The organism is Tsuneonella sp. HG249 (genome assembly GCF_053819205.1).
Window position 1 is genome coordinate 2,096,180 of record NZ_JBSOQY010000001.1, and the last position, 18,817, is coordinate 2,114,996.

Genomic DNA, 18,817 nt, shown 5'->3' on the forward strand with positions numbered 1-18,817 from the left:
GTTACGGTGATGCGGGGGGTTATCGTGAACGGGAAAGAACTGATCGACCAGGTGCGCCGCTCGATTGCGGTTGTCGGCTCGGCGCCGCCGACGGATCGCGCCCTCGCCGACTATCTCGGGATCAGCATAACGGGGCTTGCGAATTGGCGCGCGCGCGAGGTGATCACCGCACGCCAGATGGCCGGTCTGCTTGCGTCGGTCGCGAAGGCATCGAAGCGCCGGAGTGAGTCCGAGGCGATCACGCCCATCGTCGAGTTTTTCCAGATCCAGCGCACAAAAGTTGGAAATGGCGATACCTGTCGCATCTTTGATGCCGGCAAGGGCGACGATGAGCACCCTTATCTCTCAGGCCTGAAGCGCGAGCTCGAGGGCCACCGCGGCGTCTACATCTTCTACGACAGTCGCGGCCGCGCTTTATATGCGGGGAAGACCAAGGCACAATCGCTCTGGAAGGAGATCAACCTGGCCTACAACCGCGACCGCGATCCTAACCTGCAGCGCATCCTGCGCGTTCAGCACCCGGAGCGGCGCCAGGACTTCCGTACCTCCGACGAGATGCGTCGCCAGATCAGGCCCATCAATGTTCGGCTTCATGAGCTTGCCGAGTACGTCAGCGCCTATCAGGTCGTGGACGGAATGATCGGCGATATCGAGTCTCTATTGATCCGTGCCTTCCCGAACGACCTGCTCAACAAGAAGATCGAAAACCTCACTTGGGGATGAGCCGAAGCTACCGTGCCGCCTATCTCTCGGCACGATGTTTACGAATCTTCCTCATCAATCCTCTCGCCCAAGGCGACGCTGATGCTATGTCATGGTGGTGCAGTTCACGCGCCCCTCACTAGAAGCTGCCGGCTTCGTCGGCTGGGTTCCATTCCCGGCGATCAGGGCAAGCGGTTGTCCTTCGTCGGGCGGGGTCTATGTGATCACCTACAGCGGCGACAATCCGGCGACGTTCGCGGAGCGAAGCTGCGGGGGTTGGTTTAAGGGCAAAGACCCGACGGTGCCGAACGAGGCGCTCGCCGCTAACTGGGTCGATGGTGCCGAGGTCGTCTATATTGGAAAGGCGGACAAGCTAAAGCGCCGCCTCACTCAGTTCGCTGACTTCGGCACGGGTAAGGCTATCGGTCATTGGGGTGGACGGCTGATCTGGCAGTTGACGAGCATCGACCAGCTACTCGTCGCGTGGAAGGAAACCCCGGGACGGGTGCCCGTCGAGGTCGAGGCGAAGCTAATCGCATCTTTTCGACAGATCTATGGCAAGCCGCCGTTCGCCAACGATCCGCACAGACTCGGAGCATAGCTTCCAATCGTCCCGCGCAGGCCACTACTGACACTTGCTCGCAGCCGGTTCAGTCAACGTCCACCACCCGGAAGACCTCCCCGGTTCCTGAATCGCGCACAAGGTCGACGTGCTCGCCGTCCCAGTGGTAGTCGAGATGCCGGCCCTGGACCGGCGCCGAAGCACAATCAGGGTAGAAGAGGCCAACGCATTCGCCGCCGGGATGCCGGATGCTGGGATATACCACCCCGTCCGAGCCAGCGCCCTTGAGGCTCTTCGCCAACTCTTGCGATGCCTTGTGGGTGTCCGGATCGAGGGCCGGATGGCCATGCCGCTCAGGTCCTCTGAGATCGTGCAGATCGGCATGGACCGAAAGCACGATCTCGCGGAACTGCGACGTCCAACCAGCTTCCTCGGCGGTCCTGGCCATGAAGCGCTCATGATGATGGATCGTCTCGAACAGGGCCGTCTCGAAGACATTGCCGGCATAGAGGACCCCAAAGGTTCCGTCGGTGAAGCGGCTCGGCCTGTCCGTGCTCACATGCGTGAAAGGCGCCATCAAATAGGACGCGCCTTTGCCGCCGACCCGACGCTCGACCGGAACGAGATCGAGATTGCCGAGGCTCGCCATGACGCGGGGGTTGGTCTTCTGCTCCGCGGAGATCAGCAGCGGCCAGTCAGCTGGATCGGCGATGTCCTCGAACAGATCGATCGGCGGAAAGGCGCTGCGGATGATCCTGACAGCACCTTTCCACTCAACGCGCGAAACCGGAATCTCCTCCGACGTCACCAACCACCGCGCTCGGCATCGAGATAGCGGCGCACCCGCATGATGTCGGTAAGCTCGCCGCCGAGCATCACATCAAGAGCGCTTGCTTCGGCAAAGGCGGTGTTTCGGGTCCGTATCCAGGCATAGCCCCGCTGCGGCTCGGAAAAGATGATCCTGAGCGCCTTGTGGATGCCCATCAGGTTGGAGAGGCGCGCTCGGCCATCGCGCGAGATCCGCCCCGGCCCTTCAGCTTTCCAGCGCCGGTAGGACCGGACCGGCATGTCGAGCAAAGTCGCTGCCTGCTCGTCGGTCAGTTCCCATTTGGCAAAGAGATTGAGTGCTGCCCGGAACATGGCAGCCGCTTCCTGCTGAGTTACAGGATCGGGACGGAATGCCTCGGGAACGGTAGCGACGGGCTCAAGCGCAAGCATGCTGTGTCTCCATATGGCATCATATAGCCAAATCAAGGCCATTTGGCAATGTCGTTCGATCGGAGCTTCGCAATAATGCTCGAAGCGTCCGCGAGCGGCACGAACAGCCGGGTTTGGTAGCGGATGATCTCGGTGAAGCAGCCTTTTGCCTTGTACCAGTCAAGGCGGGCCGCGCTCCACCCGGTCAGCTCGAGCCGCTGCCCACCGTTGACGAGGCTGCGCTTGATCGTGAGTTCCTCTCTGCCCCTCACTTCCATGGGACGGCCGGTCGCCAGAACCGCCTGCACGATGTCATCCGTTGAGATGGTGTGACCATGCTCCAGCCCAAGAGCGCGCAAGATCTCGGCAACACAGTGAACCGGAACCTCGCGGCCGAGCAGCGAACGGCCATCGCTCGCGCATATCCGGCTCACTCGAACGTGATCAGTTGGAAGTTTGTCCCAGACCGGCAGCAGCAAGCCGGTCGCGAGGTGGAGGCGCTCGTGCTTGAGGCTCGATGCCGCCTCGTCGACTTCTTCCTGCCACAGGCGCCGGAATTCCCCGACGTCGACCGGCTCCCAACTGCTCTCGTCCAACTGATCGACGGTTAGATATCCCCGCTTCAGCGGACGATGCAGTTCGAAACGTGCAATCCGCGCTCCTTCGTCGGTCAGCAGGCTGCGCGCCGGCACCAGGAGCCCGACACGGCCCGAACGGCCGTTGCGCAGCGGGCGGTGCCGCGGGCCCTCGATGCCGTAGTGTTCGTCGAGCCTCGCCAGCGTCAGGGGCTTGAGCGCTCGGGCGATCTCCAGTTCAAGCAGGTGCGTCGTTGCGCCCGAGAGGGCGTCGGTGCGAAGCAAAGTATCGGAGAGGACCTCGAAGCTCTCGACCGCGATCGTTTCGACGCCGAGATCGAGCGTGCCGGCCTGTCGTGCGGCATCGACCCGCGCTTCGACCAGCGCCAGAAACTCATCGAAAATCGCGTTCTGCAAGGCGATCGGCAGCGCGAGTATTCGGTTGAGCCAGCGCTGGATGGTGGGAAGGTCGTCGATCATGCCGCCGTCGACCCCCTCGATCCGGAGGCCGGTCAGCTCCTGGAACTTGGCCAGACCCACCGCTTCGAGCTTGCCCATGAAAAGCAGGCCGAACCAGCGATTGAGCGCCTCCTTGGCGTAGACGCTTTCGAGATTGTCGGCCGGATCGAACAAGTTCTGCCCGCCCGTCTGGCGCTGCCCGCGGGTAAGGGCGCCAAGGCTGTCGAGGCGACGGGCGATGGTCGAGATGAAACGCCGCTCGCCGCGAACGTCGGTGGTCACGGGGCGGAACAGCGGCGCCGAGGCCTGGTTGGTGCGGTTCGTGCGCCCCAGCCCCTGGATCGCGGCATCGGCGCGCCAGCCGGGCTCGAGCAGGAAGTGAACGCGCCGGGCTTGGTTCCTGGCAGAGAGGTCGGCGTGATAGCTGCGGCCCGTGCCCCCGGCGTCGGAGAAGACCAGGATGCGCTTGCCGCCGTCCATGAAGGCCTGGGTCTCGGCGACGTTTGAGCGTGGACTGCGCGGCTGGAGCTTCTGTCGTCCGTCCGGGCCGATGATCAGCCGCCGGCTCCGTCCGGTCACCTCGGCGACCTGCTCGACACCGAACCGCTCAATGATCGCATCCAGCGCCGTGGCGATCGGCGGCAGAGCGCAGAGCTGCTCGATCATCCGGTCCCGTGCCGCGAGGGCCGAACGGCACAGCACCGGACGGCCCTCGTCGTCGACCATCGGCTCGGAGCGAGGATTGCCGTTCTCGTCGGTGAACACCGCCATCAGGCGGACCGGGAAGCTCTTCGCAAGATAATCGATTACGTATTCGCGCGGGGAAAGGTCGATCTCAAGCGCTTCGCGTTCCTCGTCCGACAGCTCCGCCAGACGCCGGTCGAGCATGGCTTCAGCCGTGGAGACCAGCTGGACCACGACAGCGTTACCATCGGCCAGCGCCCCCTCGATCGCGGGCAGCATGCTCGGCAGCTTCATCGACAACAGTAGCTGGGCGAAGAAGCGCTGCTTCGTGCCTTCGAAGATCGACAATGCAGCGGACTTGGCGCCGCTGTTGAGCGTGTCGCCGCTGTCCGCGTCGACAATCCGCGTCGCTTCGAGCGCTTCCCGCAGGTTGGCGTGAATGACCGCCCAAGCTTCCGCATACGCATCGTAGACCGCGATCTGCTCAGGCGTAAGCTTGTGCTCGAGGATCTCGTACTCGACGCCGGCAAAGGACAGCGCGCGGGCCGTGTAGAGCCCGAGCGACTTCAGGTCGCGCGCAACCAGCTCCATCGCTGCGATTCCGCCCTCGCGGATGTCGCTCACGAACGCTTCGCGGTTTGCGAACGCCGTCTCCGGACCCCAGAGGCCAAGACGTGTCGCATAGGCGAGATTGTTGACGTCGGACGCACCGGTTGCCGAGGCATAGAGGACGCGGGCGCGCGGCAGCAGGTTTTGTAGGCGAACGCCGGCGACGCCCTGCTCGGAGCCTTTGACCTTGCCGCGCGAGCCCTCGCCGCCTGCGGCATTGGCCATCGCGTGAGCCTCGTCGAACACGATCACGCCCTCGAAGTCATGACCGGCCCATTTGAGGATCTGGTCGAGGCGGGTGGCATCGGTCTTGCCCGAGCGCAGCGTCGGATAAGTGACGAACAGGATACCCTCGCGCATGGTCACCTCCTGGCCGAGCCTCCACTGGCCCAGCGGCTGGATGTCGATTGGAAGCCCGCCGAGCGCCGACCAGTCGCGGCGCGCGTCCTCGAGCAGCGCCTCATTCTTCGAGATCCAGATGTGGCGCTGCTCGCCACGGAGCCAACGATCGAGGATCACGCCGGCGACCTGGCGCCCCTTCCCGGCCCCGGTGCCGTCGCCGAGGAAATAGCCCATACGATAAGAGGCGCCCTCCGGGCTCGGCGCAAGCGAACAGCCCTTATCCTGCGGGATATAGCGGCCGGGGAGGTCGCGCGCGTGGGCGCTGATTGCGTAGATCAGCGTCTCGGCTTGGGCAGCCGAGAGCAGACCTCGAGCAATCACCCCTGCCGGAAGCTGCGGAACTTCGGTCGGAATCGGCGCGGTGATCGAGCCCATCGCGACCGATTCCACCAGCGGCGTTGGATGCTCCGTCGTGCCCTGTATCGCGATCCGGCTCGGCCGATAGGGCAAGTAGTGCCCGACCTGCTCGGCGATGGGAGCCGGGACGTCGAGCGCCTCGTAGACACACGGCTCGCTGGAAATCGCCGCCGCCGTGGGCTTGAGCGTCACCGGGCGCGGCCTGGTCGCCTGACCCGCGAGCCGGAATGGAGCAAGCCCGGACAAGGGGCCGGGTGGCTTCGGCGAAGTTGGCAGCGGCCGTGCCGGTAGCGCGTCGACCAGTTCGCAGAGCGCGCGGAAGTCGCAGGCGCGAGTCACGACCGGCTCTGCTCCTCCTTCGGTCTTGTCGAGCACCAGCAGGCGCGTGGTGATCGAAGTGCCGTGCCTCGCGAAAGCACGCTCCATCGTGACATTGAGGCGCAGCGCGACCGGTTCTCGGATGGCGGCGAGGAACCGATGCACGTCGAACCACTCGGGCATGATGGCAGCCATCCGGCCGCCAGCGGCGAGACGCTTCCAGGCCGAACGCAAGTGCCGTGCGCCCGTGTGCCCGTCGTGCCCGCGCTCGATGCCTTCCGAATAGGGCGGGTTGACGAGGACCGCGCTCGGCACCTGAAGCGGGTTGAGCAGCTCGTCGATGAGCTCGCCGTCGTGACCGCTCACCTCGGCGTCGGGGAACAGGAGGCCGAGGCATTCGCGGCGCAGCGGCGATATCTCGTTGAGGATCAGGCGCGCCTCCGCTTTCGCCGCCCAGATCGCCAGCATGCCGGTGCCGGCCGACGGTTCGAGGACGGTTTCGCCCATACGAAGCGCGCAGGCGCGTGCCAGAAGCCAGGCGATACGCGGCGGCGTCGCAAATTGCTGCAGCTCGATCTGCTTCTCGCAGCGCACGGTATGGCTCGGCAGCAGTACCTCGGGCCGGGCGAACGCTGCGTCAGCAGCAGCGGCTGGCGACGCCGGAGTCAGACCAGCGCTATCGCGCAGCCACAGAACTTGGGCGAGTTCGAGCGCCGCGTGGGCATCGCGCACCGACCAGCGGCCATCGGCATCGGTCCCGCCAAATTCATCGCTGAGGACGGCATTGAGCCGCGCGCGACAGATCACCTTGTCTGCCTCGATGAGCCCAGCAAGCTCGCGGGCTGCGGACAAGACCGGCGGCTCGCTGCAATCGGGAAAGGCAAAGGCGGGGGATGAGCGTGACATGGGACCTCCTGACGAGGCCGATCACGAGTTCTGGCCTCGCGGAGACCAAGGCGCTCCTCCCCTCTGACCCCGATCAGGTCACGGCCAGTGCCCCGTTCATCAGGACATCGTTCCAGTCCTCGTCGAGGGTAATGGGCCTCATGGCCGCGATGCGCCGGCCAGCGCAGGCGTAGGCTTCGCGGGCGCGCTCCTCGGCAAGGTCGCCGCCTGCATCGTTGTCCAGGAAAAGGTGAAGCTCGCGCACGCTCTCCGGAATCGACACGAGACCGAAGCGCTCGTTTCCCAGCGTAGCCCAGCAAGGCACGCCGAACAGCTGCATCGCCGAGAGCGCCGATTCAATTCCCTCAGCAAGGCCGAGACGCCCTTCCCTTGGCCCGGACAGCCGCACGGCGCCCCGTCCGAGGCTTCCCAAGGCGCGCTTGGGCGCCTCCATTGGAGCAAGCCGACATGTCTCAGAATCGAGAAAGGTGCGGTGAACGGCGATCACGCCAAGATCGGTGCGGACGGCCGCCAGCATCGCCGGGAGAAATCGGACAGCGCCGCGCGGACCAAGCGGCGTTCGACCATGAAAGCGCAGTTCCGAGGAGGTCTGCCGGATACCCCTGTTGTGAAGATATTGCTCGGCAGCGCTGTCGAGGAGCGTCGCCGCAGCTTGCCATAATCGGCAGGCGTTCCGGTCAGCGGACTCCTCCACAATGCGCTCGGGCAGCGGATCGCCGGAGCCGTCAAATAGCTCCCTCGCGCGTATGCCCCGGCGGCCGAGTTCCGCGATGATCTCATCGTTCGAGCAGCCGGCAAAGCAGTGGAACAGAATGGCGCGCCGGCCGAGGCTAACGCTCAGCGACGGCGTGCGATCGTCGTGCGCAGGACAACGGCACATCCCGCGGTTGCGACGCCATACTCCGCCAAGGTTGTCGACAATCTCCCGCGCGCGGCGCTCGAGACGCTCTGAATGACCGGTTCGGGGCATGATTCTCTCCAGCTGCATGCCTCTCCAGCGCAGCCTCCTCTCCGCGCCCGCGCCAATGCGTTTTCCTACAAACTCTGTTCTCTATATGTTCTCCTTCGATTCGGCCAGAAAAGGAATCGAGAGAGATGTTTCTGCGCGTTGCATCCGTCGCTGCCGGGATAGCGCTCGCTACGTCAGCCCACGCTCAGGGAACCCCACCCACTAGCCACGTGAGCAGTCCCCCTGCCGAGAATCACGACGGCTATCGCCTCGCTCAGACTGCTGACGGCTTCCAGCTCGTAGAGCACGGCATCTGGGAAGCGTCGCATGTACCTGCGGTGCCAGCTTCCGACAGCACCACAACTCCGGGAACCAGGCAGCGCGATCGCGGGCGACCGAGCACGACCACCGGTCCAAACGGCCTTCGTCGCGCGGCGTACCTTCCACATGTCTATGCTGCCGAAGCTCAATTCGGCCTACCGGCCGGATTGCTGGACGCGCTGATCTGGACGGAATCTCGATACAACCCGTTTGCCATCAGCAAAGCCGGCGCTGCCGGCCTGGGACAGCTGATGCCTGGAACGGCAAGGGAGCTAGGGGTTGCCAATCGCTTCGACCCCTTGGCCAACCTGTCCGGCGCCGCCAGATATCTGCGACAGATGCTCGACAGGTTCGGAACGGTGCACATGGCGCTCGCCGCTTACAATGCGGGCCCCGGTGCCGTTGAACGCGCTGGCGGAATTCCGTTAAATGGCGAGACGCCAGCCTATGTACGCAACGTCATCAAACGTTGGCGATTTTGATCTCGTGCGGCCTCCATTGAACCGCGGCAGAAAGCGCGTCACCGGCACCCTTGAGCTTGGGCCGCGCGGATTATTCATCGTTACCGAAGCAGGGGACCGCTGGGTACTCGATCTCGAAGAATCCCTGCGACCCTCGGTGGGTCAGCTGGTCACGGCGGAGGGCTCGCTGGTCGGATACGATCGTCTGAGCGTCGACTGGATAGGTGAGGCTTGATACGATACGGGCCGCGGGCTTCAGGCAGCCCGCTTTCTCGCCCTCTTGATGTCGATCACTTTCCCGGTGAGAACAAAGTCGGCCCAGTCCTGCATCATCCGGCGGCGTGGAACGATATATTCCGCTGAGTTGTAGGCGCCTCGCACTTCGTTTTCTTCCGAGTGCGCAAGCTGCATTTCCACCCAGTCCTCGTGATACTTTCTGACCCACACAGGCGGCTTGCCAAACTCCACCAACTGCTCGTTGGCCCAAGTGCTGGCCAGGCCCCGAAATCCATGCACGGTTTGCCTGCTGTGACAGCCCAGCCGGTAAAGCGCATAGATCATCGTGTTCTCGGACAACGGCTTCTCCGGAGTTGATCCAGGGAAAAGATAGTCGCCCGTGCTCGCTCGGATCATCCGCTTCGCAATCTCGGCGGCTTGCACCGACAATGGCACGAGATGCTCTCGCCCCATCTTCATCCGCTCAGGAGGGATCCGCCAGAGGGGCCCCTTGCCATCGAGGTCCTCGAATTCGGATTTGACCGCAAACCGCAGCTCTTTCGTCCGCACCCATGTCAACAAGGCAAAAAGAACCGCATCTCGGGTAATCGACGATCGACGCTCACCCTCCTCCTGATACCCCCGCACCTTGTCGACGAGCGCCGGCAGTTCCTTCAGGGGCACCCGGCTCATGTGCTTGACGCGGCGACGGGGCTTCAAGGCCCCGCGCAAGTTGGCGGTCGGATCCGCAGACGCCAAGCCGCAGGCGATCGCGAACTGGAAAACTTGCCCGACGCCCTGTTTTGCGCGGCGACTGATATCGAGCGCGCCGCGGGCCTCAATCTTGCGCACCATCTCGAGAACATCCGGCGGCGCGATTTCGTGCATCAGCTTGTCGCCAAGGACAGGGAACACGTCTCGCTCGAGACGCGACCAAACGCGGGCTGCGTGTGCTGGATCAAGCGCCGATGCCCGATTGTCGTGCCAACGCTCGGCGACAGAACGGAATGTCTCTGCGTTTTCCGGGCTCATTTCGAGCTTGTTCTTCATCGGGTCCTTGCGCTCGACGAGCAACCCTTTCGCCGCGGTCCGCTTCTCACGGGCAGCCGCTATGCCAACGTCGGGATAGGCACCGAACGAGAGCAGCTTCTCTTTGCCCCCATATCGGTACTTCATCCGCCAGAGCTTCGCGCCCTTGGGCTGGACCAGAAGGAACAGGCCTTCCCCGTCCGCAAGCTTGTACGCCCGCTCGCGAGGCTTGGCATTCTTGGCTTGAAGTTCCGTCAGAGGCATTGGGGGTATCGCTCCTTTCCGACACCTGGCGAAAATACCCCCAAAATACCCCCACACCAAATCTGGCTGCATGCGGAAACAAGCGGCAGCGTGCGGACGCGAATCACCCGCAAGAGTTTGGGTTTCTTTGATTTTTTGGAAAAATGCGGACGCTTCTGGAAGCGTCCGGAATGTGGGGTGGTAGCGGAGGAGGGACTCGAACCCCCGACACGCGGATTATGATTCCGCTGCTCTAACCGGCTGAGCTACTCCGCCCCATGAGGCAAGGCGGCGCATTTAGGTGCGTGGGGCTAGGCGGTCAACCGCGGAATGGCCACTGCCTGACGAACTCCCAGGGACCGCCGCGATAGCGGTGCAGCGCGAGGCCGGCGAAGGCGAAATCGCGCGGCTCGATACTTGCCGCCAGCTCCTGCTGCAGCGCCTTTGCGACGCTGGGAGCGACCTTGTTCTGGATGGTGATGTGAAAGCGGGGGCGATGCTCATCCTGCGGCGTAAGCAGGCCGTGGAAGCGATCCGCGAGCCGCTCCCACAGCGCCAGCATCGCCGGGCTCTCGAGCCGCAGCGCGGTGCCGCGACCTAGGTTCAGCAGGCCCACCAGCCGGGCGGGAACAGGCTTCGCCTTGGCTTCTGCCGCCAGCGCGTCGCGTAGCTCATCCTCCATGCTCGGCGGTAACGCATGGAACAAGGTGACGTGCGCTTTTAGCTGGTTGCGTTCCGGCGGAAAGTGCAGCTGCCGCAACTGATCGGACCGCGATTGCAACGCCTCTGGCAGCTCGGCGGTGACGATCAGCGGAGCCGCGCCGCCAGTGATCAATCGAGCTCCCCGCGCGCCCTGCGGATAGCGAACCACTTGCGCACGTTGGCGTTATGCTCGGCCAACGTGGCCGCGAACACGTGGCCGCCGGTGCCGTCGGCAACCATGAACAGCGCGTCCGTCGGCGCCGGATCGAGCACCGCGGCGATGCTCTCGCGGCCGGGGTTGGTGATGGGCCCGTTCGGCAACCCGCTCATCGTGTAGGTGTTGTAACCGTTTACCGCGGCAATCTCGCTCTGGCGGATACGCCGGCCCAGCGGCTTGCCCTTTGTGATCGGGTAGATGATCGTCGGATCCGCCTGCAGCGGCATTCCTTGCTTCACCCGGTTGGAGTAAAGGCCCGCGACCATGCGCCGTTCACGCGCGACGCCGGTTTCCTTCTCCAAGATCGAGGCGAGCGTGACGGCTTCCTGAGGGGTCGAGACGGCGATGCCGGCTTTGCGCTTCGACCAGGCTTCCGCGAGATAGTTCTTCATCGCCGCCCGCATCCGCGCCAGAACCGCTGTGCGCGCCTCCCCCCGTTCGAAGTCGTAGGTGTCGGGCAGAACCGAGCCTTCCTCCGGCACGGGGATCGGGCCGGTCAGCAAGGGCTCGGCCATGAGCTTCTCGTAGACCATGATCGATGGCAGCCCTTCGGGCACAGTAACGAACCGGCGGATGACTTGCCCATGCTGGAGGGTGTCGAGGATCGTCGCCGGGCTGGCGCCGGCCGGCAGCGCGAACTCGCCGCGCTGCACCGGATCGCCGCTGCCGAGAATTTTGGCACGCAGCAGGAAGCTCTCAGCCGACCCTATCAGGCCTTCATCCCCGAGCTTGCGGGCGACACTGGTGAGCGTCGCGCCATCGGGCACCGTGAATGCAGTCGTCTTTTCGACGTTCGCCGAACCATACCAGCCCCAGGCGAACCAGCCGAACGCCAACGCCGCGACGACCGCGAGCGCAATTACCGCCTTGCGCAACTCAGTCGACCTTCTTGAAGATCACGCTCGCGTTGGTGCCGCCGAAGCCGAAGCTGTTGCTGAGCGCGGCATTCACTTCGCGCTTCTTGGCATGATGCGGGACGAGGTCGACCCCCTCGGTCCCCTCGTCGGGATCGTCGAGATTGAGGGTGGGCGGCACGATCTGGTCGCGGATCGCGAGTACGCAGAAGATGCCCTCCACGGCGCCGGCCCCGCCGAGGAGGTGGCCGATCGCGCTCTTCGTGCTGCTCATCGACGCGCCGGACAGATCGTCGCCCAGCACACGCTTGACCGCCGCCAGCTCGATGGTGTCCGCCATCGTGCTCGTGCCGTGGGCATTGATGTAGTCGATGTCTCCCGGCCCCATCCCTGCCTTGCGCAGCGCCATTTTCATGGCGAGTTCGGCGCCCCTGCCCTCCGGGTGCGGCGCTGTGACGTGGTAGGCATCGCCCGAGAGACCATAGCCGACGACTTCGGCATAGATCTTGGCGCCGCGCGCCTTGGCGTGCTCGTATTCCTCGAGCACCATTACCCCGGCGCCTTCGCCCATCACGAACCCGTCGCGGCCCTTGTCGTAGGGGCGGCTCGCCCTCTCGGGGTCATCGTTCATGCTCATGTTGAGTGCCTTGGCCTGGGCGAAGCCGGCGAGGCCGAGGGGGTTGATCGTCGATTCCGCACCGCCGGCGAGCATGATGTCGGCATCGCCGTCCTTGATCATGCGCGCCGCGTCGCCGATCGAGTGCGCGCCGGTCGAACAGGCCGTTACCACCGAGTGGTTCGGGCCCATCAACCCGTACTTTATCGATACCTGGCCGCTCGTGAGGTTGATCAGTCGCCCGTGGACGAAGTGCGGAGAGACGCGACCGGGGCCTTTCTCGGCCAGCACGAGCGATTCGCTTTCGATGCCCGGTAGGCCGCCAATGCCGGATCCGATGGAAACACCGGTGCGCTCCTTTAGATCCTGATCCATGTCCTCCAGGCCGGCATCCTCCAGTGCCTGCCCGGCGGCGTCGATGGCGTAGACGATGAACGGATCGACCTGTCGCTGGACCTTGAAGTCCACGCGCTTGCTTGGGTCGAAACCCCACTCGTGGTCCTTGTCCTTCACCTCGCCGGCGATCTTCGCTTTGTGGTCGCTGACATCGAAGCGCGTGATCTTGGCGATACCGCTCTTGCCCGCGATGAGATTCTGCCAGGTCGTCTCGACATCGGCCCCGAGGGGGGTGACGAGGCCCAGTCCGGTTACGACCACTCGACGCATGCTAATCTCCGTAAAAACAACAGGCCCGAACCCCGCCAAGGGTCGAGCCTGACACGGGCCCCATCAAAGTATTACTCTGATAGGGGCCCATGATGCCCCGCCGACTGCCGTCAGGCGAGCGCGGCGGGATGGGCAATCAGCCCTTGTGCTCTTCGATGTACTTGGTGGCATCGCCTACCGTTGCGATCTTTTCCGCCGCATCGTCGGGGATTTCGACGCCGAACTCTTCCTCAAAAGCCATGACGAGCTCGACGATATCGAGGCTGTCCGCGCCCAGATCATCGATGAAGCTGGCGTCCTGAGTGACTTTGTCGGCCTCGACGCCGAGATGTTCGACGACGATCTTCTGCACGCGTTCGGCGGTATCGCTCATGAGTGTTCCCTCTTGGAAATGGGGTTCCGATTGGCTTTCGCCCTAATGAACGCTGTCAAAGCTGGCAAGTGCCCCGCTCCGGACGATATCAGCACTAACGGCGGCCGCCGGAGATGGCGGCCGCCGTTCATGGTTTCCGGAATTTATACCGCTGGCACCGGCTGCGACGTGCTCATTTGCTCGTTCGACTGAGTCGACTGGCCGCTGCCCTGGCCGGCGGGCTCAGTGGGCTTGAGCGACTGATCTGCCTTCTCGACCAGCTCATCCTTCTTCTCCCGCGCCATGTCGCCAAGCTGGTGGGCCTTGTCCGTGGCGGCATCAAGGGCTTTGGCGCCCATCTGGCCAAGCTGTTCTTCCTCGGTTCGCGTAATCGGCGCGGCAGCACCGGCAAGCGCGCCGACCAAAGCGGCAACGATACCTCCGACCAGCGGACTGCTCTCGTAGAAATTTCCGGTCTTTCTCGCCGCGTTGCTGGCCGCACCGCTTGCGGAGCTGCCCCAGTTAGCGGCCTTCTCCATCATGTCGTGGCGCCGCTGACGGAGAGCCTCGGTGGCATGATCGAGGCGCTGGCGGAAGCCGCCTTCGTCTTCGTCGTGCCGTTGCTCGATCATGAGATAGTTCGACCGCGCGAGGTCGCGCCGGCGCCGGAAGGCCGCGTCGTCCTCGTCCGGCAGGCGCTCGACCCGGCTCATGTGCTCGACGTATCCCCGATGGTGATCGTCCCACGCGCCGCCAGTGAAGCTTGAGCTCGTTCCCGTCGATTGCTTGCCGCCTCCCAACGAGGGCTTGATAGACGAGACCTTCGCGTCGCTGTCGCTGACGAGCCATATGCCGCCGAGCGCGATCATCGCCAGCGCGAGAGGATTTCGCCGGGCACCATCGACCAGATACTGGGCGTCGACGCCCTTCTCGTCAGCCTTGTCGAGCAGGCCATTCAACAGATTACGAGGAGTGAGCTGGTCGCCGATCTTGTCAACCGTGCGGCTCATTTCTGCTTGCGTGCTGCGGATTTCGCGCTCGATCTCGGCTGGATCGCGCTGGTCGGTATTCATGTCAGATGCGGTCATGGGTGCCTCCGGTGTTCGGGTGCGTGCCGGTCAGCACGTCGGGGGTGTGGGCAACGGTGCGAATGCTCCGCTCGGGCTTTAGGTTCGCAGATGCGGTCTTCGCCTTGGCGCTCGAATAGAGCACGGCGGCGAGGATCAGCAGCGCAACGCCGACTATGATCAGGCCTAGCGGCAGGTTGTCGATCGCATCGCCAAGCCAGAAGCCCAGCCCGGTGGCGGTGACACCCAGGCCGGTGAGCCCGATCACCGCAGCGCCGGCGTAAGCGGCGATGGCCTGCTTGATGTCGGTGGCCGCCTCGCGGACTTCCGCTTGCATCAGGGCAACTTGCTCCTGCGCGAGGTGCGCACCCTGGCTGGTGAGTTGGCCCAGTAGGTCAACCACGTTTTCGGCGCCCGCCGGGGCGGATGTCGTTGCGCGCTTGGGCCGCGAAGCCGGCGCGGCTGGACGCATTTCGGTTACGCTATCGTTCATGACGTAAACTCCGGTGTGGTGGCCGTGCCGTAAATCGGCGTATCGGCCGAGGCATAGCCAGGGGTGGAGTCCGTAGGCTGGCCGGCGAATTGCTGGCTGTCGCCGGTGTCGCCCGAGCCGGTGGCTTGGTGGCTCTTGTATTCGCTGCCAGCGCGCAAGAAGCGTGCGGCGGCGAAGCCGGCGGCCGCGGAGGCGGCGAGAAACGCCATTGGGTTCTGACGCGCAAACTGGCTGACGTTGCGGCGGAGATCGTCGACGTTCTTGCCTTCGATCGAGCTGGCGAGATTCTCGATCTGGCGCGCCGTCGTCTCGAATGCCTTGGTCAGCCAGTCGGGGGCGCCGTCGTCTTCGCGCAACGCGCTGACTGCGCGATCGATAGCTGACGTGGCGCTGCGGGCGGCGCCCGTGACGGCTTGTTTCTGGCCTTCGGCGGCTTGGTCGATGCGCTGCTTTGCGGTATCGGCGAGGCGCGCGGCATCGCCCGACACTTCTTCACGAAGCGGGGTCGATTGCGAGCCGGACGAGTTGTTGAAAGTAGGCGTTGTCGCCTCGGTCATGGCAGGCTCTCCTTTGAGCGGGGGTCTGCCCACCAAAGGAAGCGCGAACTCCGACGTTCCGCCGGATGAACCACGCTGCGATAAACGGCGATATTATAGCGCCGAACTGTGAAGTATTACGGTATGTTAGCGCCCGCCGGCGAGCTCTAGCCGGCCCGCTCGTCCGTCATCACGTTGTACCGCCGCACCTCCTCTTGGGTGAGGCAGTAGCGGGTGCTGGGATTGTCGGCCGTTTTCACCGCCGCCTGCCGGTACATGATGTCTGTCAGCAGCTTCCGGCTTATTCCCATGCGGATGAGAAAGTCGTTGTCGTCGCTGGCGAGGAGAGCGCTCGACTGTTCGATCTCGCCGATCAGGCCCGCTGTCGCGTTGGTACCCTCGGCGATCGTTTCCTGGATGACATCGCGCTGGCCGGTGTGGGTGAACATGTGCACCATGAACACGCCGCCGGGGTCCACGACGCGCCGGTCTCCGCCCATGAACACGAAGTTGCAGGCCGAAAAGCATGCCCAGCCTGACGGGATGCGCGTAAGCATGCCGGGAAACGAGCGAATTACCTTACCCGCAGCGTTGCCGGCGGCTGCGTCACCGCCGCTGGACCGAAGCCAGATTTCACCGATCTGATCGTCGGCCTCGATCGCCTTGCGTAGTCTTGAGGGTAACCCGGCATCGATCTTACCCTCGGCGAGGAGCACGCGCTGACCGTTCCGTTCCGCCGGCGTGAGCGCCATGGCCGTTGCCGGACCGAAATCGGGTGCGCCGGGACAAGTCGGGTTGTCCGGATCGGCGGCGCCCGTCAGGACGACAAATGCCGAGATGGCGGCGATGAGGCGCGCGGCAGGGTTCACGCGATCAGCGCGTAGCGCGCCGCCGGCGGTTTGCGGCACATCCGCTTGTCCGCGCGCGTCTCTTCCCCGCTCACGATGATGACGTCCGAGACCATGATGCATTGTTTGCCGCCGCCCTCGTCATCATTGCGCGCGACGACGGTGGAAGTGCCGGAAACGTCCGCCCGCGTGTTCGACGTCCATGCCGAAGAAGTGCCGACTGCCACTTCGGCATCATCCCCCTCGCCCCTGGTTGCATCGAGCGTCGCCTGCGCTGCCTGCTTCTGTTCTTCCGGATCGAGCTTGCAAGCAATCGCCGCGGTGAGCTGGTCGGTGAGGCCTGAAATGGGGACCCAGGTGAATACGCCGCCGGCACGCGACGCTGCGCCCCCGGCAACCGATCCGGCGATCGAACCCAGGATTGAGGATCCGACACTGCGCTTCTTGCCCTTAGGGCACCCATTGGCCGTCTGGTCCGACGATCCGCCGATGCCCCGCAAAATCCCGCCGAACTGCGCGTTGACGGGTGCCGCCAGTGCAATCAATGCCAACGCGGCTCCGGCCGCTCCAACGCGGCGCCCTGTACCATCGACCATATTCGACCCCTAACCCACGGACTCGATGCCTGAGCGCAGCCGTTTCCGTAACGGCAATCTACGCCTCTTGCTCGAGAGGGTCAAACAGCCTCAGCTTTGCTTGGGCTGATCCATCAACCGGACATGCACGTCTCGCAGAGCCCGTGCGGGCACTTCGCTCGGCGCACCCATCATCAGGTCCTGCGCGCGCTGGTTGAGCGGGAAAGCGATGACTTCGCGGATGTTCGGCTCGTCGGCCAGCAGCATGACGATGCGGTCGATGCCCGGCGCCGAGCCGCCGTGCGGCGGTGCGCCGAGCTTGAACGCTTCGATCATGCCGGAGAAGTTCGTATCGACGTCCTCTCGGCTATAACCGGCAACTTCGAACGCCTTGTACATGATGTCCGGCCGGTGGTTCCGGATGGCGCCCGAACTGAGCTCGTAACCGTTGCAAACGATGTCGTACTGCCACGCCAGGATATCGAGCGGGTCCTTGCTCTCCAGGGCCTCCAGTTCGCCCTGCGGCATCGAGAAAGGATTGTGGCTGAAGTCGACCTTCTTGGCGTCTTCGTCGTACTCGAACATCGGGAAGTCGACGATCCAGCAAAAGTCGAAGCGATCTTGGGGGATCAACCCCAGTTCCTCGCCGACCCTGGTGCGCGCGGCGCCGGCAAGCTTGGCGGCGTCCTTCTCCTTGCCGGCGGCGAAGAACAAGCCGTCGTTCTCTCCGAGACCGAGTTCCGCGTAAAGCACTTCCATGCCCTCGGTGCCGTGGTTCTTGGCGATGGGACCGCCGAACTCGCCGCCCTTGCGGGTGACATAGCCGAGGCCTGCAAACCCTTCCCGCCGCGCCCACTCGTTCATGTCGTCGAAGAACTTCCGGCTCTTTTCATGCGTCGCGGGCGCTGGAATGGCGCGGACCACGCCGCCGCTCCCGACAATCTTTTCAAACAGACCGAAACCGCTTTGCGTGAAGTGCGCCGAGACGTCGGAAACGAGAAGCGGGTTTCGCAGGTCGGGCTTGTCCGTGCCGTACTTCAGCATCGCTTCGCGGTAAGGAATGCGCGGGAAGCTGCCGGCTGGCGTGACCGCCTTGCCGTTCGCGAATTCTTCGAACACGCCGGCGAGCACCGGCTCGATCGCCTGGAACACGTCTTCCTGCGTTACGAAGCTCATCTCGAAGTCGAGCTGGTAGAACTCCGGGCTGCGGTCGGCACGCAGATCCTCGTCGCGAAAACAGGGCGCGATCTGGAAGTAGCGATCGAACCCCGCGACCATCAGCAGCTGCTTGAACATCTGCGGTGCCTGCGGAAGCGCGTAAAAACGGCCCGGGTGAAGGCGGCTCGGCACGAGGTAGTCGCGCGCGCCTTCCGGGCTGGACGCACCGAGGATCGGCGTCTGGAATTCGGTGAATCCCTGCTCGATCATCCGCCGCCGCAACGAGGCGATCACGTTCGAACGCAGCATGATGTTTGCGTGCACCCGCTCGCGCCGAAGATCGACGAAGCGATACTTCAGCCGCGTCTCCTCGGGATAGTCTTCGGCCGAATTGACGATCAGCGGCAGCTCTTCCGCGCGGCTCTGCACGGTAAGCGCCCAGGCATAGACCTCGACCGCGCCGGTCGGCAGATTCGGGTTCACCGCGGCTTCGGCACGCGCCTTGACGGTGCCGTCGATCGTGACGACCGATTCCAGCTTGAGCTTCTCAAGCACCGGAAGCGCTTCGCTGTCGCTGTCGGCGACGACCTGGGTGATACCGTAATGATCGCGCAGGTCGACGAACAGCACACCGCCGTGGTCGCGCTTGTTGTGCACCCAGCCCGACAGGCGGACTTCCTGACCCACCTCGGCCTTGGTCAGGGCACCGCAACTGTGGGAACGATAGGCGTGCATCTTATATT

General features: G+C 64.2%; 19 protein-coding genes and 1 tRNA gene. 4 read left to right on the forward strand and 16 right to left on the reverse strand.

The features are described 5' to 3' along the window. The first annotated feature begins 24 nt into the window (after positions 1 to 24). On the forward strand, positions 25 to 723 hold the full coding sequence (locus tag ACWPM1_RS10495) for a hypothetical protein (RefSeq protein ID WP_455694779.1): 699 nt from the start codon (positions 25 to 27) through the stop codon (positions 721 to 723). A gap of 91 nt (positions 724 to 814) precedes the next feature. Then, complete coding sequence (locus ACWPM1_RS10500) at positions 815 to 1,303, forward strand: hypothetical protein (RefSeq protein WP_455694780.1); 489 nt, start codon at positions 815 to 817, stop codon at positions 1,301 to 1,303. A gap of 49 nt (positions 1,304 to 1,352) precedes the next feature. Here the strand turns inward: ACWPM1_RS10500 and ACWPM1_RS10505 are convergent, their stop codons facing one another. The 4 genes from ACWPM1_RS10505 to ACWPM1_RS10520 all read right to left on the reverse strand — a co-directional run bounded on the left by ACWPM1_RS10505 (position 1,353) and on the right by ACWPM1_RS10520 (position 7,759). Continuing rightward, positions 1,353 to 2,072 (reverse strand): RES family NAD+ phosphorylase, encoded by a 720-nt coding sequence (locus ACWPM1_RS10505; protein ID WP_455694781.1) that lies wholly within the window; start codon positions 2,070 to 2,072, stop codon positions 1,353 to 1,355. Then, entirely contained in the window at positions 2,069 to 2,482 is a 414-nt protein-coding gene (locus ACWPM1_RS10510; protein WP_455694782.1) for an MbcA/ParS/Xre antitoxin family protein, read from the reverse strand. The genes ACWPM1_RS10505 and ACWPM1_RS10510 overlap by 4 nt, the downstream gene beginning before the upstream one ends. A gap of 32 nt (positions 2,483 to 2,514) precedes the next feature. Continuing rightward, entirely contained in the window at positions 2,515 to 6,771 is a 4,257-nt protein-coding gene (locus tag ACWPM1_RS10515) for a strawberry notch-like NTP hydrolase domain-containing protein (protein WP_455694783.1), read from the reverse strand. 73 nt (positions 6,772 to 6,844) lie between these two features. After that, a complete protein-coding gene (locus ACWPM1_RS10520; RefSeq protein WP_455694784.1) occupies positions 6,845 to 7,759 on the reverse strand; it encodes a DUF7146 domain-containing protein in 915 nt (304 codons plus the stop codon). A gap of 107 nt (positions 7,760 to 7,866) precedes the next feature. On the opposite strand from ACWPM1_RS10520, the gene ACWPM1_RS10525 reads away from it, so the two are divergent. Next, positions 7,867 to 8,523 carry a lytic transglycosylase domain-containing protein gene (locus ACWPM1_RS10525; protein ID WP_455694785.1) on the forward strand — a complete coding sequence of 219 codons (657 nt, stop codon included), beginning with the start codon at positions 7,867 to 7,869 and terminating at the stop codon, positions 8,521 to 8,523. A gap of 16 nt (positions 8,524 to 8,539) precedes the next feature. Then, positions 8,540 to 8,737: a DUF5818 domain-containing protein gene (locus ACWPM1_RS10530; protein ID WP_455694786.1), complete on the forward strand. Its 198-nt coding sequence runs from the start codon at positions 8,540 to 8,542 to the stop codon at positions 8,735 to 8,737. Between the two features lie 20 nt (positions 8,738 to 8,757). On the opposite strand, the gene ACWPM1_RS10535 is transcribed toward ACWPM1_RS10530, so the two are convergent. From ACWPM1_RS10535 to aspS, 12 genes are all read right to left on the reverse strand, one after another. Next, complete coding sequence (locus ACWPM1_RS10535) at positions 8,758 to 10,011, reverse strand: tyrosine-type recombinase/integrase (protein WP_455694787.1); 1,254 nt, start codon at positions 10,009 to 10,011, stop codon at positions 8,758 to 8,760. Positions 10,012 to 10,189: 178 nt separating this feature from the next. Further along, a tRNA-Met gene (locus tag ACWPM1_RS10540) sits at positions 10,190 to 10,266 on the reverse strand. Between the two features lie 43 nt (positions 10,267 to 10,309). After that, positions 10,310 to 10,825: a 2'-5' RNA ligase family protein gene (locus ACWPM1_RS10545; RefSeq protein ID WP_455694788.1), complete on the reverse strand. Its 516-nt coding sequence runs from the start codon at positions 10,823 to 10,825 to the stop codon at positions 10,310 to 10,312. Further along, positions 10,822 to 11,784: an endolytic transglycosylase MltG gene (mltG, locus tag ACWPM1_RS10550; protein ID WP_455694789.1), complete on the reverse strand. Its 963-nt coding sequence runs from the start codon at positions 11,782 to 11,784 to the stop codon at positions 10,822 to 10,824. Before mltG ends, ACWPM1_RS10545 begins: the two co-directional genes overlap by 4 nt. 1 nt (position 11,785) lies before the next feature. After that, positions 11,786 to 13,045 (reverse strand): beta-ketoacyl-ACP synthase II, encoded by a 1,260-nt coding sequence (gene fabF, locus ACWPM1_RS10555; protein ID WP_455694790.1) that lies wholly within the window; start codon positions 13,043 to 13,045, stop codon positions 11,786 to 11,788. A 136-nt stretch (positions 13,046 to 13,181) separates the two neighbouring features. After that, positions 13,182 to 13,418 (reverse strand): acyl carrier protein, encoded by a 237-nt coding sequence (locus tag ACWPM1_RS10560; RefSeq protein WP_455694791.1) that lies wholly within the window; start codon positions 13,416 to 13,418, stop codon positions 13,182 to 13,184. A gap of 143 nt (positions 13,419 to 13,561) precedes the next feature. Then, the gene (locus ACWPM1_RS10565) at positions 13,562 to 14,485 is read right to left on the reverse strand and encodes a DUF3618 domain-containing protein (protein ID WP_455694792.1); all 924 of its coding nucleotides are present in this window, start codon (positions 14,483 to 14,485) and stop codon (positions 13,562 to 13,564) included. Beyond that, on the reverse strand, positions 14,472 to 14,957 hold the full coding sequence (locus ACWPM1_RS10570; protein ID WP_455694793.1) for a phage holin family protein: 486 nt from the start codon (positions 14,955 to 14,957) through the stop codon (positions 14,472 to 14,474). Before ACWPM1_RS10570 ends, ACWPM1_RS10565 begins: the two co-directional genes overlap by 14 nt. Further along, positions 14,954 to 15,514: a hypothetical protein gene (locus ACWPM1_RS10575; RefSeq protein WP_455694794.1), complete on the reverse strand. Its 561-nt coding sequence runs from the start codon at positions 15,512 to 15,514 to the stop codon at positions 14,954 to 14,956. Before ACWPM1_RS10575 ends, ACWPM1_RS10570 begins: the two co-directional genes overlap by 4 nt. Positions 15,515 to 15,660: 146 nt before the next feature. Continuing rightward, on the reverse strand, positions 15,661 to 16,362 hold the full coding sequence (locus tag ACWPM1_RS10580; RefSeq protein ID WP_455694795.1) for a hypothetical protein: 702 nt from the start codon (positions 16,360 to 16,362) through the stop codon (positions 15,661 to 15,663). Then, the gene (locus ACWPM1_RS10585) at positions 16,359 to 16,937 is read right to left on the reverse strand and encodes a hypothetical protein (RefSeq protein WP_455694796.1); all 579 of its coding nucleotides are present in this window, start codon (positions 16,935 to 16,937) and stop codon (positions 16,359 to 16,361) included. The genes ACWPM1_RS10580 and ACWPM1_RS10585 overlap by 4 nt, the downstream gene beginning before the upstream one ends. Before the next feature lie 90 nt (positions 16,938 to 17,027). Beyond that, positions 17,028 to 18,809 (reverse strand): aspartate--tRNA ligase, encoded by a 1,782-nt coding sequence (gene aspS, locus ACWPM1_RS10590; RefSeq protein WP_455694797.1) that lies wholly within the window; start codon positions 18,807 to 18,809, stop codon positions 17,028 to 17,030. Positions 18,810 to 18,817: the final 8 nt, after the last annotated feature.